This is a genomic window from Adlercreutzia sp. DFI.6.23, from assembly GCF_024462535.1.
Lineage (GTDB): Bacteria > Actinomycetota > Coriobacteriia > Coriobacteriales > Eggerthellaceae > Adlercreutzia > Adlercreutzia rubneri.
The window spans coordinates 1-13,482 of the sequence record NZ_JANGBP010000004.1; the positions used below are offsets into that span (position 1 = coordinate 1).

The following is a 13,482-nucleotide window of genomic DNA, read 5'->3' on the forward strand; positions in this document are numbered from 1 at the left end:
CTGAAGTACGTGGCCGACAGCGAGTGGGGGTCGAGGAGGTATCTGGACGTGTCGCTGCTGGACGAGTGATCATGCCGACGGCTGGCGGTCGCCTGCTGGAATTTGCGCAAGATTATTGACAGTACCGCCCTGACGGCCAAAGATTCGTTGCCCCTCCTCGCCTTTCGCCCGTGAATTCCCACCCATTCCTTCCACGCAAAAAGCGGCCCCGGAATTGCTCCAGGGCCGCTTTCTCGTCTCAGTTGAAGCGCCGCTACACGAGGCCGGGCGTCGTCACCAACAGGAAAATGGACAAACAGGCCGCCGCGACGATGATGACAAGCACCACCTTGTCCAGCGTGCTCTGGAAGTACTTCTCGCCGCGTTCCCTCTTGCCCCAGATGTACATGAGGATGCCGGGCACGTACAGCAGGCACATGAGGATGACGCCGAGCACGCCCGCGGCCCAGGACAGAAACAGGCTGTAGACGACGCCCACGCAGCCCAGGATGCGCCACATCAGGATGGGGCCGTTAAGACGCCCCTTGAACGCGTCGGGCTCTTTGAAGGCCACCTTCGCGAAGTAGGCGGCCGAAAGCAGGTACGGCAGAAGGATCATACCGGCGGACAGCGTGTAGAAGAACTGGTAGGTGGAATCGGTGAACAGCCAGGTGATGAGGAACAGCTCGATGATGATGTTCGTCACGACGAGGGTAACCACTGGCGCGCCCTTGTCGTTGGTCTTGGCGAAAGCCCTAATGAACACGCCCTCCTCGGCGGCCTCGAAGGGTGACTCGCTGGCGAGCACCGTATAGCCGAGCATGGCGCCGATGAGCGAGAGCGACACGGCAAAGTTGATCAGCACGGCGCCCCAATCGCCCACGGCGGCTTGCATCACGTAGGCCAGAGCCGGATTCTCGAGGTTGGCCAGCTCGGAGAGCGGCATGACGCCCATGGAGAGGATGGACACCGTCAGGTACAGCGTCAGCACGCAGATGAACGCGATGATGGTGGCCTTGCCCACGTCCTTCGCCTTCTTGGCGCGGCCGGAGATGGCCACCGCACCCTCGATGCCGATGAACACCCAGATGGTCACCATCATGGCCGTCTGTACCTGGTCGACGAAGGCCAGCGACGGGTCGGCTCCAGTGGTGAGGTTCGCGATGAAGATGTCGGGCTTGAAGGCGCCGATGAAGATGATGGCGATGATGCCGATGAGCAGGGGCACGAACTTCGAGATGGTGATGACCGCGTTGATGAGGGTCACCTCGCTGATGCCGCGGCTCACAAGGAAGGCGTAGAACCAGATGATGCAGGAGGCTCCGATGACGGCGTAGAGGTTCGTGCCGTTACCGAAGATCGGGAAGAAGTACGACAGCGCGCCGAACAGAAGCGCCGAGAAGCTGACCGTGCACAGAAGGGCCGAGATCCAGTAGCCCCAGGCACTGTTGAAGCCGAGGAAGTCGCCGAATCCCGTGGCGGCGTAGGTGTAGATGCCGCCCTTGAGGTCGGGCTTAACCCGGGAAAGCGCGAAGAACGTCATAACGAGGCAGAACACGCCGATGGCGGAAATGCCCCAGGCGGTCAGTATCGCCCAGCCGCTCGCGCCGCCGGCCGCCGCATCGCCCGACAGCGAGAACACGCCCGCGCCGACGATGAGCGTGATGACCGTGGTGACCATTCGAAACAAGCCGATGCCCTTGGGGTTGGTCACCCCGTCCGCTGCGGCCTGGGGCACGGCGGCCCCTGTCGTGGTCATTGATTCTGTGCTCATGGAAAGACCAACTCCTCGGTAGGGGAACATTGAGAACAATGATACCCCAGGTGAGGTTATTTCGCTTCCACAACTTTTCCACGTAAGGGCGGCGTTACAAAATCAGAGCGGCATAACATGCCATCTGCGAAAACTTCAGCTCATATTGCTCGAAACTCAAACTCAAACGTAGCAGATGCTCACCAATTAGAAATAGCTGCAACTCGCACTTCGCGAGGACTAACCAATAAAAGGCGTTTCTCGACTCGATCAATCGCGTGTTTTGCAGTATTTTGCTTAATTAGTCCTTCATTTGCAGTAGCCGCAAACTCGACCTTGTCTTTGCCCATTTTTGTCACAACCAACGCGATGTTCATGTTGGCCACACCAGCACCAACTACTGCCACGCATTCCATCCCATCATCCGACTGTTCAATGACCTTGCCGACTTCCATGAATGCCTCGGCAAGCTTCTTCGGCGTACAGTCCTTCACCTCAACGGTTGCATAAGCACTGCCGTCAATCAGCTTCCTCACGGACTTGTCGGTAACGACGAACCCGTAGTCAGCCCCGTAGCGCCTCAAGGCCTCCTCGAGCTTTTGTGCTACTTCTTTCTCGTCACTCATCTAAACCACTACCTCCCAACTCCAAAGCGATGTCCATGACCACGGAATCGATGCTTTCCTCCATTAAATCCTCGCTGGGCGCCGCGATGCGCGGGCGTATTTTTACCTGCTCGTTCGCAAGTGGCTCGATGATACCTCTCGCATGCCAGTACCTGTCCTTGCTTGAATGCATCTTCTTCAATGCCTTCTCGTTAATCTTAGCCACAAGCTTGTCCGATATCTTCTCGGCCTCGTCTTGGCTCAGGAGGTACTCCTCGCTTACGTCCCGGAAGGCTGCCTGTATCAACCTGATCATCTTGTCGGTATCTGAGTCGAAGAACTTGCCGGTAGCCTTGTCGATTAGCACGCCAAGCCCACCGCCAGCAACCAGAGAACCCACAAGACCGCCCACGACCGTGCCGACGCCGGGAAGCACCATCGTGCCCACGGTCGATCCGCCGAGCCATCCCGCCGTGCCCCCGACAACCGTTGTGGTCGTCTTGGCGAAGTTGACCGCCAGCTGCGCCCCGGAGATCCTGCCGAGCACTATGTCCTTGACGTCGAACGACGTCAGCACCGCGGTGGTCACCACAGCCGTGATAGCGTTGCCCTTCAGCAATTTGGCGGCGCTGTTGATCGCAGCCCCTCCCGTAAGCGTGGTTCCGCTCCTGAAGGCGTTCGCCAGCGCTGCGTAGGCCTTGGGGCTCAGGGTCTTCGCCAACGCCTGAAAGCTGGGGGTCATCGCGCCGCTGATGCTGGACTTAGCGATCTGGCTTGCCAGGACGGTCGTGACCAGCGTCGTACCGCCTATCTTGATTCCGCTGAATGCAGCGTTCTTCAATGCAACGGTCGGCTCCTCGCCATTCCATATGCTAATGGCCAAGGTTATGGAGGCGCTTACCCCGAAGGCCGAGAGGGAGATGACGGCTCCGGACTTCGCGTCATAGATGATGGAGTCCAGGTTCCCGGCTTTGGCGATGTTCTTCGCTTGCTGGTAGGTGAAGTGTCCCGGCTGCACTATCTCCTTGGCCTTCTCAGGATCCGTGACTCCTTTGACCTGCCCGTTTTCGATTTTGCCGGCCATCGCCTTGCGCGCATCTTCGATGGTGTCGGAGGCCACCTCGATGACCATGGGCTTTCCGTTGCTGTCGAAGTAGCGGAACTCGCCGCTGCCGCCGTTCTCGAAGCAGCCGTTTATGCTCGTTCTTCCGGTCGCGCAGTACTTCGATTGGATTAGAACCTTTGCCCCGTCCGGCTGGTGGATCGCCCTATCAGGGCCGTTCTTGACGTTGTTATCGCCCTCGATGGTAGCTTTCTTGCCATGCAGGCGGTCCTCTAGATTGTTTGCTCTTTCCGCGGCGAATCCGTGGCCTTGCCGAGCATGGAACCTCTCTTCGTCGTACACCTTATTGACGACGCCCCTGCTCCCGACGGTCAGGCCGCCTACTTCTATTCCAGCAGCTTCGTTCTCGTACTCCAGATTGACTCGGCTGTATTCCTCTGCCGCGGCACGGTTGATCCTCTTGATACTTTTGATGAGCTTTGTGATGGCCTCGCAGTCTACGACGTCGCATTTCCACAAATAATCGGCGTTGCTATCGAGCTCAAATTTTACCCCGTAGTCGAATCCTTCCTCAGTTCTCAATATCGCGATTCTACTAACCTCGTCGTACCAGACCTTCTGAGGTTTATTGCGACCGCCGTAGAAATAAGCTTTTGTGTCGCACACTAGAATGCCCGCAGTCGCATCGTGCCTCTTTGATACGTCGACGAGACCGATAACTCTATTCCAATCAAGCTGTGCCGCATATTGGTTGAGCCGATTAGCAATCATCTTTCTTGTGCCATCATTTAAAGTTCGAGTAAATATACAGGACATGCCATCGTTAGCCCGACAGCATCTCCCAAACTCCTGCTGTATTTCTATGAAAGTAGTCATAAGTTGTTGCATGCCTCAGTGAATTGCCACGTCGCCTTCGCTTTCTCCGGTTGGTTCATATGGCAACCTTAATCTCTGATCAGGAATGCCATTCATTGCTAGTCATTACAGGAGCGTTGCCTTCCAGCTACCTGAGACAAAGACAAAAACCAGGATAACCCACCTATAGACTCACAGCACTCGATACAAGGTCTGACCATGCGGTCAGCAATCGGTGCGCAGTACGTCCACCGCAGCTTTAAAACATTACGTTCCTGCAACCTAACGACTTAACTGGATTTGCGGTCGGCCGCATATTGATCCCTTCGATACCACCTCAACCACCTCGCGCAAGGTCTTGCCATCTTTGACTTCCTGCAGACCCATTTATTCACCTTCCAGCGGAGCTATATCTTTCTAAATCATATTGGTTAAATTCATGCACGGTATCGCGTAGCAGCATGCGCGCGTGCTCAGCGATGGCATTGTAGATGCTTCAATCTCCAACAACTAGAAAACTCTCAGCTTGCCCTCACAAGAAACATACGTGGCAATAGCCTTCACGCCTGAGGTATCTTTGATTTTTCGAGCTTCATACCCGAAGCGTCACGGACTGTTGCGAGCGTTAAACTATAAGGTCGCATCTTTTGCTTCCTTTCGTCAGCACAATTTATCACAAACTTTAGTAAAACTAAAAAAATAATTGAGATTTTTTTAATTGGTAGTAAAATGCTCATAGAAATTGAGTTTCATTGAAGGAGGCGATATGGGTATCCCTGAAAACATTGATGCATTACTGGTCAAATACGACATTAATCAAGACCATCTGGCACGAATAGCAGACGTGACACCCGGAGCGGTTACTGGCTGGCGCAAGGGCTCCACCCCCCGCAAAGATGCCGTGCGCAACATATGCGATTACTTCAATCTGAGCGAGGACGATATTCTCTCCGAGAATTACGGCCTAGCGGCAAAAGAGCATGGAGACTTTCCAGGAATATCTAACGCCCGTCCCGCCGTAGGCATGGCCATGGGCCTAGCGCCGCGCCTGGGGAAGGTGCACGCGGGGGTTCTCGCCCAGCCGGACGTGTGCGACGAGGCCACCATGGTGAGCATCCCGCAGTTTCTCGTGGACGAGGATCCCGACTGCTTCGTGGTGTCCAGCGAAGGCGATTGCATGGACAAGGTGCTCTCCGTCGGCAGCGACCTGGTAGTGTCGCGGAAGAAGCAGCCGCGCGACAACTCGATCGTGATGGCGTCGGTGGACGGCTGCGACTACATCGTGCGCCGGCTGCGCATGACGGCCAACACCATGATCCTCTCGCCGGAGAGCCACAACCCCGACCACGAGGACATCATCATAAGGCGGGACAGCGAGCACAGCCTAGAGATCCCGGGCGTGATCACCTGGTATCAGGCCCCGAGGGAGATGGAGTAGGAGGACCCAGTAATGGAGCACAGTTCGAACTACATTTCAGCGCAAAATTTTAACAGGATTTTCTCAGGATCTGAATTCAACGTCTACTGCGACGAGAGCTGTCATTTGGAGCACAGCTCATCCAATGCCATGGCACTTGGGGCCATATGGTGCCCGAAACAGAAAACGCGGGAGATCAACCAAAGATTGATCGAGATCAAGAAGAAGCATCGCATAAAGCCAGAGGCCGAGGTGAAGTGGACGAAGGCCGCCCCGGGAAACCGATCTCTGTACGTCGATTTTCTCGACTACTTCTTCGACGACGACGATCTTCATTTCCGTGGCGTGGTCATACCGGACAAGAAGAAGCTCGATCACGCGCGCTACGGTCAGACTCACGATGAGTGGTATTACAAGATGTACTTCGTGCTTCTGAAGGCGATATTCCGCCGAGATGCGAGGTACTACGTCTACATAGACATCAAGGACACTCATTCGAGCGAGAACGCCCGTCGGCTCGAGGATGTGTGCGCCGCGAACGCCCACGACTTCAGCCATGAGATAGTGAGGCGCGTCCAGCCAATCCGTTCCGACGAGGTGCAGATCATGCAACTCGTTGATATCCTGACAGGAGCCATCTGCTACCGCCACAACAACCCCTATATCACCCCTCAGATGAACTCGACGAAGGTCGAATTGGTGAACAGGACCATCACTCGCTCGCAGATAAATCTCACGAACACCACGCTGTCGAGCGAGGACAAGCTGAACCTGCTGGTGTGGGAGCATGATTGGAGGTAGACCGTGGTTGAGGACTGGTGCTGGCTGCCTGATCTTCTCCCATGCGATGACCTTGCGCAATGGGAGGCTTACGAGGATCATCTGTACGAGATATTCGAGCGCGACTTCCTGCTGACGAAACCCACCTTCGAGGGACTTCCCGTCAACACGCGAAGACATCCAATGGAGCACGGTCGCGAAGAGGCGTTCTGGCACATAACGTGCTGCGACTACGGAAAGGACGGGGAGAGGCAACCCGACATGAACCGGTGCGAGCGCATTAGATGGGCGCGAGCGTTCATCGAGAATTGCGGCTGCAATCGCCCCGAATGCACGGAGTGCGAAGGAATGCTCGTATGGTCGACTCCTTACAAGGGGCACAGCCGGGTGAAGATGCTCCTTGAGGACGAGCAGTATCTCGTCGTGCTAGAGAGGAGGGAGAAATACTGCCTCCTGATAACAGCGTTTTACGTCGATCAGGAACACAGGCTTGAGAAACTGAGGAAGGAATTTGACAAAGTGTCCAGAGAAGCAGGAAGCGCCCCGAGAGGGACGCAACCAGATACTCCTTCTACACTTACGAGTCGGTAGATGAGCTATCTCGATTATAAGTTTGCAGCGCTGCAAAAGTAAAGGCACAAGATATTGAACGTTGATTTCGAATTTTGCAGAAAACCTTCCATAAATGAAGGATGAAACACAAGATGTTGCGGTTGAAGGATAGTGAACCTTTTCGCAACAAAACACTGTCTCGACAGTGCAACGGCAGTGCTCCGGCACTGTTCCGGCAGTGGGCGAGCAGTATTAAGAGAAGGAGCCCCGCTTTGATCTTGGCGGACTGGCGGGGCTCGCAGAAGAAATACCATCCTACGAATAGGAAGGCAAGGTGAATTGTACCATGGCCAAGGTAAAGGTTCGCGGCAAAGGCTCCGTGTACAAGATGGAGCGCGGCAAGTCGCGCGGCAAGTGCCGCAAGTGGCAGCTTCGCGCGGAGATCGATGGCGAGTTCGAGGGCGACGAGGGCTATGTCAAGACGAGGGTGTTCCACGGGACGTACTCCGAGGCGCAGGACGCCAAGGACGAGTTCGTGGCCGCCATCGAGCGCGGCGAGGTTAGGCGCGAGAGGGGGATGCTCTTCCCCGCCTACGCGGAGGCGTGGCTGGCCGAGCGGGCGGCGAAGGTCGCCTACGACACGTTGCAGAAGAACAGGTGCCACATCGTGTGCGCCAATATGCACCTCTCTAAGGCCCGGATCGAGGAAATTCGGCCTGGGCGCACCTGGATGCGATGTACAAGGCCCTCAGAAACGGCGAGAGCCCTTCAGGCAGGCCCTTGTCCGGAACCTACGTGCGCGACATATCCGTGACGCTCCACAGGATGTTCCGGGATGCGGTGAAGGGGGCGACGCCGACTCCAACCCGTGCGAGTACGCCGAGCCGCCGGCCATAGACACGGAGCAGCGCACCCCCCCTCCCGTCGAGGGCATCAGGGCGCTCGTCGATTCCCTCGATCCGAGGAAGCCCATGGAGTTCGCGCTTCGGGCGGCGGTCGGGTCGGGCATGAGGCGCGGCGAAATCGTGGGCCTAGACGTGCGGGACATAGACTTCGAGGCCGGAGAGATACACGTGGTGCACGGCACCGATAGCCTGGGGCGGCAGAAGGACACGAAGACCGCCGCGTCCAAGAGGGCGCTCCCCATGCCCGCGAGCCTCAAGGCGGACTTGAGGGAGCGCATTGCCGCCATAGAGGAGATGTTCGCGGAGACGCGGAAGGAGACGGGCAGCCCGTGGCCCGTCCTCGGAGACGACACGCCGCTCATGTGCAACGAGCTGGGCGAGAGGATGCGGCCCCATTCCGTCACCCGGTGGTGGGAGTGTCACAGGGACGGCTACGGCTGCCAGGGCATGACGCTGCACGATATGAGGCACAGCTACCTCACGGCCATGGCCCGCAAGAAGACCGACCCGAAGGTTCTCCAAGTGCTCGCGGGCCACGCGAAGTACTCCACAACCATGGACATTTACACCCATGTGGACATGGCCCAGAAGCACGAGGCGGTGGAGGCGATGGACTGGTAATGAAGTCACGGGGGCGGATTTTGAGTCCATTTTGCTTCCATTTGGACCCGGGAAAAGAAAAAGGTCAGAAGCTTTCAAGCCTCTGACCTGGTGTTTCATGGTGCGCGATACAAGATTTGAACTTGTGACCCCCACCGTGTCAAGGTGGTGCTCTCCCCCTGAGCTAATCGCGCATTCGGGGTTGCCGCCTCGCTTTCGTTCAGCAGCGAGTTAGTAGTTTAACAGATCGCCGTTCCCTGTCAAAGGGTTTTTCAGGATTCTTTGGAATTGGCGGCAGATGGCGCGGATGCGGGGGCAGGAGCCTGGCTTCCCTCATCGGATGCAGGCTCCCCTTCGGGAAGCTCGCGGCCCGATGCCGGGGCAATCTTGTCGTAGTTCCAACCGTTGGTGTACTTGGGAGGCTGCACCACCGCATAGCGGGCGCCGCACTTCTCGCAGATAACGACCTTGCCGGCCTTCGGGCGGAACATCCACCACACCACCCCGGCCGTGGCAAGGGTGACGACGACGGCCAGCACGATGAGCATATCCATCATGCCCACCTCGGCAGCATCGCCGGTCGTGAAACCCGCCAGAGCCACGAGCACCCACAGACCGAGAATGTAGATGGCGAACCCGGCCACGAGGACCTTCGCAACGCCCCGGGTCGGCAACGCCCCCTCGTATTGGGTGGCGCGAGCCTTGCACTCGCGGCATTTTACCTTGCTCGTCTCCATGGGCAACCGCCTCTCACGGCCGAATCTTTTCCGTATCGCCATACTACCATAGGGTGACGCTCATTTTGTGCACGCGATCAACAATTGAGGATGGACGATCTCTCCGCGTGGTCGTACCATCGAACAAGCCACCCGCAGCCTGAGGCTCTCTTTTGCCAGTTCCTTTTCCCGCTTTAGACAAAACAGCCCCTTGGGCTACAGGTTGCAATTCGAAATCGGGCAAAAACCCGCAGCTGGACACTGAGTTCTGTCAGGCTGGTTGTAGCCAAAGGGGGCAAAATGTCGTAGCACCTATCGTTCGGGATAAAAAGCCACGCTGGCACTGCGCTCTGCAGGCACGCTGCTTGACAAAAGCCCTCATACAGAAAATCGAGAGCCCGCAGGCTCCCGATTCGTGAAATCATGGAGCGGACAACGGGATTCGAACCCGCGACCCTCACCTTGGCAAGGTGATGCTCTACCAGCTGAGCCATGTCCGCATATAAGTTCCAGGTTGGAGGCGACGCCCAGATTCGAACTGGGGGTGAAGGCTTTGCAGGCCTCTGCCTTACCACTTGGCCACGTCGCCATTCCCTGGCGGCTGTCATTGCAAAGGCCGGTCAAACAAGAGCCTGACCGGCCTTCTGATGACAATGGAGCGGACAACGGGATTCGAACCCGCGACCCTCACCTTGGCAAGGTGATGCTCTACCAGCTGAGCCATGTCCGCATCGCGAGGAGATACTATAAGGGAAGCAGCCAGGCGATGCAAGCCCTAATTTCAAGAAATTCAAGACTCGTCCGCAAACGGCCGCCAAGGACGCCAGGAGCACCGAAAACGCCCTCCGACGCCCGCACCGCTAGTCGATCCGTTCGGCGTTCTCGATGGCGGCATCCACGCGGGCGCGGGCCTGCTCGCCCACCTTCGCCGGCTCCTCGCCGCCCTCGGCCTCGCGCACCGCCGCGTCGATGGCCTCGTCGGCCAGCTGCTTCTTCCACGCGTTCAGGCGGGAATTGAAGGCCATCTGTATGAACTCCAAGACCACGGCGAAGATCATCGCGAAGTAGACCATGAGCTTCTCCATGTGCATGTCGAGCACCTCGATGGAGGTGTGGATGCCGGCGGAGTCGAGCACGAGCAGAACGCCGATGGCGCAGATGAACACCAGTGCCAGGATCTTCATCTCCGGATGGCTGTTGATGAAGTTCGAGATGGGATCGATGAAGATCATCATGATGAACACGGCGATCATGACGGCCAGAATCATGACGATAAGGTGCTCGGCCAGGCCCACGGCCGTGATGACCGAGTCGATGGAGAACACGAGATCCATCACCATGATGGTGCCGACGGCCTGGGGCAGCCCGATGAGATGGCGAGCTTTGTGCTCCTCGGAGGTCTCGGCCTTGATCTCGGTGAGAGCCAGCACATCGGCCAACTCGCGGATGCCCTTGTAGATGAGGTAGCCGCCGCCGAGAAGCATGACGATATCGCGCACCGAAAAGCCGTGGCTGTAGGCGCCGAGGTTCACGGTGAACAGCGACGCGGTCATGTGCACCAAATAGGATGCGAAGCACAAAAACAGGATGCGCATGATGAGCGCCCCGGCCAGGCCCAGCTTGCGGCCGATATGCTGCTTCTCCGGTGGAAGGCGGTTGGTGGTGATGGAGATGAACACCAGGTTGTCCACGCCCAAAACTATCTCTAGGAAAATGAGCGTGAGGAGGCTGATCCAAGCCTCCGGCGTCAGAAAAATCGAAAGATCCACGTCTTCCTCCTCGGTCCGCGCGGGCCGGCCCATCCGACCCACAAAAAAAGACTCATGGTGCAGAACAGACCTTCGCGGTCAATCCTGCACCATGAGTCTCGCTAATTGAGGCTCGCCAGGTCCGCCGTTGCCGCCCATGCGCGCAACCGTGGCCACGATGTTGACGAGCCGCGCCCGAAGGCGCCAGCTACTCCCCCATGGAGTCCGTTTATCCTAGCAGAGAGCCAACGGGGAAGCAATGGTATAATCGGCAGCAACACCGTAACGTACAGGAGCGCCATTCATGACCCAAGACGAGAACCTGCGCGATTCCGTAGATTCAACCGAAGCCGCTGTAAGCCGCGCCGAGGAGGCGCGCCGCCGCAAGGCCAGCCATGCCCGATCGGGCGAAGCCGAGGTGCCTCCCACCCGCCGTGCAGGCTTCCACCCGCTGGCCCGCGAGCCGAAGAGCACCGTGCAGATCGGGGACGTGCGCTACTACGACGGCGCCGAGCTCTCCCGGCCGTTGGAGACGCCCCCTCGCGTGAGGGCCATCATGCTGGCCGCGATGGTCGTGGCCGCCGTCATCGGCTGCCTCTTTTTAGGTCGCTACTTCGACCAGATCATGAACGAGCCCATCCGCCAGCAGCAAACGCTGCAGGAGAATCTGGCCCGCGAGGTCTCCTACGACTTCCCTTTGCTCTCGTCGCTCATGCCGCTTTCCGACGAGGAAATCATGACCGCGCTTACCGATGCCGGCTACACTTTATACGAGCGCACCCCCGTGGGCACCGACCCCGACGGCGGCTTCGAGGTCATCAAGCTGCCCGCCGACGTCTCCCTGGAAGAAGCGGGGCTCATGTACGTGCAGGGCATCGACAAGCTGTCGGCCGGCGACGCCGTGAAGCTTTTGAAGGGAGCCTGGACGCTCACCGTCTCGCGCAAGGCGGGCGACGACATGCGCCTGCGCTACGCCGATTTCGCCTCGGGCACCATTGAGAAGGCCGTCCAGGGGGCCATGCAGGTGGAGGGGCTGGAAAATGCCGAGGTCACCGACAGCGGCGTGGACGACTCGGGCAACACCTACCAGGCCGGCGTCGTGTCCACGGACAACGGCACCTACAACTGGCGCGTGTCGGTCATCGAGCTGGACGAGGTCTACGACATTTCGGGCCTGCCGAACACCGCCTTCTACGTCGGCATCCGATTCACCGCCCAGGCCTAGGAAAGACGCCCTGGCCGTCCCCGCAGATTACCGAAAGCCGCCGCCCGCGAAATCGGACGGCGGCTTTTTTGCGCTAGCCCTCGGCGCGCTCGGCGGCCGTATCCGGCTCGATATGCACGAGCACTTCCTTGATTTGAGGGAAGGCCGCGGCCACGACACCTTCCACCTTATCTCCCAGGTCATGGGCGGCAAGCACCGTCATCTGCGGATCGACGAGCACGTGCAGATCGCAGTAGACCTCAGCCTCGGTGCCCCGGGTGCGCACGGCATGGATCGACCGCACGCCATCCACCTTCTCCGCCGCACGGGCGATGTCGGCGGCGGGAATGCGCGCGTGGTCGGAAAGGGTGCGCAGCCCCGTGCGGAACACGCCCACTGCGGAGGCGAGGATGGCCACGGTCACGAGCAGCGCCATAATGGGGTCGGCCATGGGGAACCCAGCCACGACGAAGCCGAGGCCGACGATGACGCCGATGGAGACGAAAGCGTCGGAGAGCGTGTGGGCCGCATCCGCCGCGAGGATCTCGCTCTTGAGCCGCTTGCCCGCGCGGCGCTCGTACAAGGTCACGAACAGGTTCACCACGAGGGTTCCCACCATGACGATGAAGGACACGGGCGTCACCTGAGCCGTGTAGGTGCCGGCGACCAGCTTCTCCACAGCCGAGGAGCCTACTTCGAAGGCAGCGAAGAGGAGCAGCACGCCGATGGCGAGCGAACCGTAGGTCTCGAACTTGGAATGGCCGTAAGGGTGCCCCGCGTCGGCAGGACGCGCCGCCAAGCTGATGCCGACAAGCCCGATGACGTTGCCCAGCGAGTCGAATACCGAGTGGATGCCATCGGCCTGCATGGAGGCCGATCCCGACGCCAGACCGTAGAAGTACTTGGAGGCGGCCACCACCAGGTTCAAGACGAGAACGATCCAAAGAACCCTCTCCACCTGCCGCCCATGAGCTGTTTTCTCTTTGCCTGTCTCCATCATTCACTCCTTAATTGGACCAAGTGCGACTCCCCCGAACGCCCAAGGAAGTCAGCGAGGGGCCGACAGGTGCCTGATATGGCCCCGCCTTTGGGCCAAGCGGCCTTCGTGCCGCGCCGAGCCCAAAACAAGGGGTCAGATCAGGTGCCTATCGGATTCGCAGCATCGGCATCAAAAAAGGGCCCTACGGGCCCTTTTGTGATCGATGGTGTCGGAGGCGGGATTTGAACCCGCACACCCGATATATGGGCACTAGCACCTCAAGCTAGCGTGTCTGCCGTTCCACCACTCCGACATGCTATTTGCAG

The 13,482-nt window shown here is 58.5% G+C and carries 12 protein-coding genes and 5 tRNA genes; 6 read left to right on the top strand and 11 right to left on the bottom strand.

Annotated elements, in window-relative coordinates:
- Positions 1-253 precede the first annotated feature (253 nt).
- From NE591_RS04490 to NE591_RS04500, 3 genes are all read right to left on the bottom strand, one after another.
- The gene (locus NE591_RS04490) at positions 254-1,738 is read right to left on the bottom strand and encodes a basic amino acid/polyamine antiporter (RefSeq protein ID WP_114539105.1); all 1,485 of its coding nucleotides are present in this window, start codon (positions 1,736-1,738) and stop codon (positions 254-256) included.
- 194 nt (positions 1,739-1,932) lie between these two features.
- Positions 1,933-2,358, bottom strand: a complete 426-nt coding sequence (locus NE591_RS04495; RefSeq protein ID WP_114539106.1) for a hypothetical protein — start codon at positions 2,356-2,358, stop codon at positions 1,933-1,935.
- A complete protein-coding gene (locus NE591_RS04500; protein ID WP_114548384.1) occupies positions 2,351-4,171 on the bottom strand; it encodes a hypothetical protein in 1,821 nt (606 codons plus the stop codon). The genes NE591_RS04495 and NE591_RS04500 overlap by 8 nt, the downstream gene beginning before the upstream one ends.
- Positions 4,172-5,021: 850 nt before the next feature.
- On the opposite strand from NE591_RS04500, the gene NE591_RS04505 reads away from it, so the two are divergent.
- From NE591_RS04505 to NE591_RS04525, 5 genes are all read left to right on the top strand, one after another.
- Positions 5,022-5,693, top strand: coding sequence for a helix-turn-helix domain-containing protein (locus NE591_RS04505; RefSeq protein WP_114539108.1), 672 nt, complete (start codon positions 5,022-5,024; stop codon positions 5,691-5,693).
- Positions 5,694-5,705: 12 nt separating this feature from the next.
- Positions 5,706-6,473: a DUF3800 domain-containing protein gene (locus NE591_RS04510; protein WP_114539109.1), complete on the top strand. Its 768-nt coding sequence runs from the start codon at positions 5,706-5,708 to the stop codon at positions 6,471-6,473.
- 3 nt (positions 6,474-6,476) lie between these two features.
- Positions 6,477-7,043 (top strand): hypothetical protein, encoded by a 567-nt coding sequence (locus tag NE591_RS04515; protein WP_114539110.1) that lies wholly within the window; start codon positions 6,477-6,479, stop codon positions 7,041-7,043.
- A gap of 307 nt (positions 7,044-7,350) precedes the next feature.
- Positions 7,351-7,818 (top strand): hypothetical protein, encoded by a 468-nt coding sequence (locus NE591_RS04520; RefSeq protein ID WP_114548386.1) that lies wholly within the window; start codon positions 7,351-7,353, stop codon positions 7,816-7,818.
- 157 nt (positions 7,819-7,975) lie between these two features.
- Positions 7,976-8,530 carry a site-specific integrase gene (locus NE591_RS04525; protein ID WP_114539112.1) on the top strand — a complete coding sequence of 185 codons (555 nt, stop codon included), beginning with the start codon at positions 7,976-7,978 and terminating at the stop codon, positions 8,528-8,530.
- A gap of 98 nt (positions 8,531-8,628) precedes the next feature.
- Here the strand turns inward: NE591_RS04525 and NE591_RS04530 are convergent.
- The 6 genes from NE591_RS04530 to NE591_RS04555 form a co-directional block, all read right to left on the bottom strand.
- Positions 8,629-8,703 (bottom strand) — tRNA-Val (locus tag NE591_RS04530).
- 78 nt (positions 8,704-8,781) lie between these two features.
- Complete coding sequence (locus NE591_RS04535; protein WP_114539113.1) at positions 8,782-9,246, bottom strand: hypothetical protein; 465 nt, start codon at positions 9,244-9,246, stop codon at positions 8,782-8,784.
- A gap of 403 nt (positions 9,247-9,649) precedes the next feature.
- Positions 9,650-9,725: transfer RNA gene (locus tag NE591_RS04540), tRNA-Gly, on the bottom strand.
- Positions 9,726-9,740: 15 nt separating this feature from the next.
- A tRNA-Cys gene (locus tag NE591_RS04545) sits at positions 9,741-9,814 on the bottom strand.
- Between the two features lie 65 nt (positions 9,815-9,879).
- Positions 9,880-9,955 (bottom strand) — tRNA-Gly (locus NE591_RS04550).
- A 130-nt stretch (positions 9,956-10,085) separates the two neighbouring features.
- Positions 10,086-10,994: a TerC family protein gene (locus NE591_RS04555; protein ID WP_173113088.1), complete on the bottom strand. Its 909-nt coding sequence runs from the start codon at positions 10,992-10,994 to the stop codon at positions 10,086-10,088.
- A 283-nt stretch (positions 10,995-11,277) separates the two neighbouring features.
- Here NE591_RS04555 and NE591_RS04560 point away from each other — a divergent pair, with 283 nt between their 5' ends.
- Positions 11,278-12,198, top strand: a complete 921-nt coding sequence (locus NE591_RS04560; RefSeq protein WP_227070300.1) for a teichoic acid transporter — start codon at positions 11,278-11,280, stop codon at positions 12,196-12,198.
- A 73-nt stretch (positions 12,199-12,271) separates the two neighbouring features.
- Here the strand turns inward: NE591_RS04560 and NE591_RS04565 are convergent, their stop codons facing one another.
- Together NE591_RS04565 and NE591_RS04570 are read right to left on the bottom strand one after the other, a co-directional pair.
- Positions 12,272-13,177, bottom strand: coding sequence for a cation diffusion facilitator family transporter (locus NE591_RS04565; protein ID WP_256156367.1), 906 nt, complete (start codon positions 13,175-13,177; stop codon positions 12,272-12,274).
- 203 nt (positions 13,178-13,380) lie between these two features.
- Positions 13,381-13,469: transfer RNA gene (locus NE591_RS04570), tRNA-Leu, on the bottom strand.
- Positions 13,470-13,482: the final 13 nt, after the last annotated feature.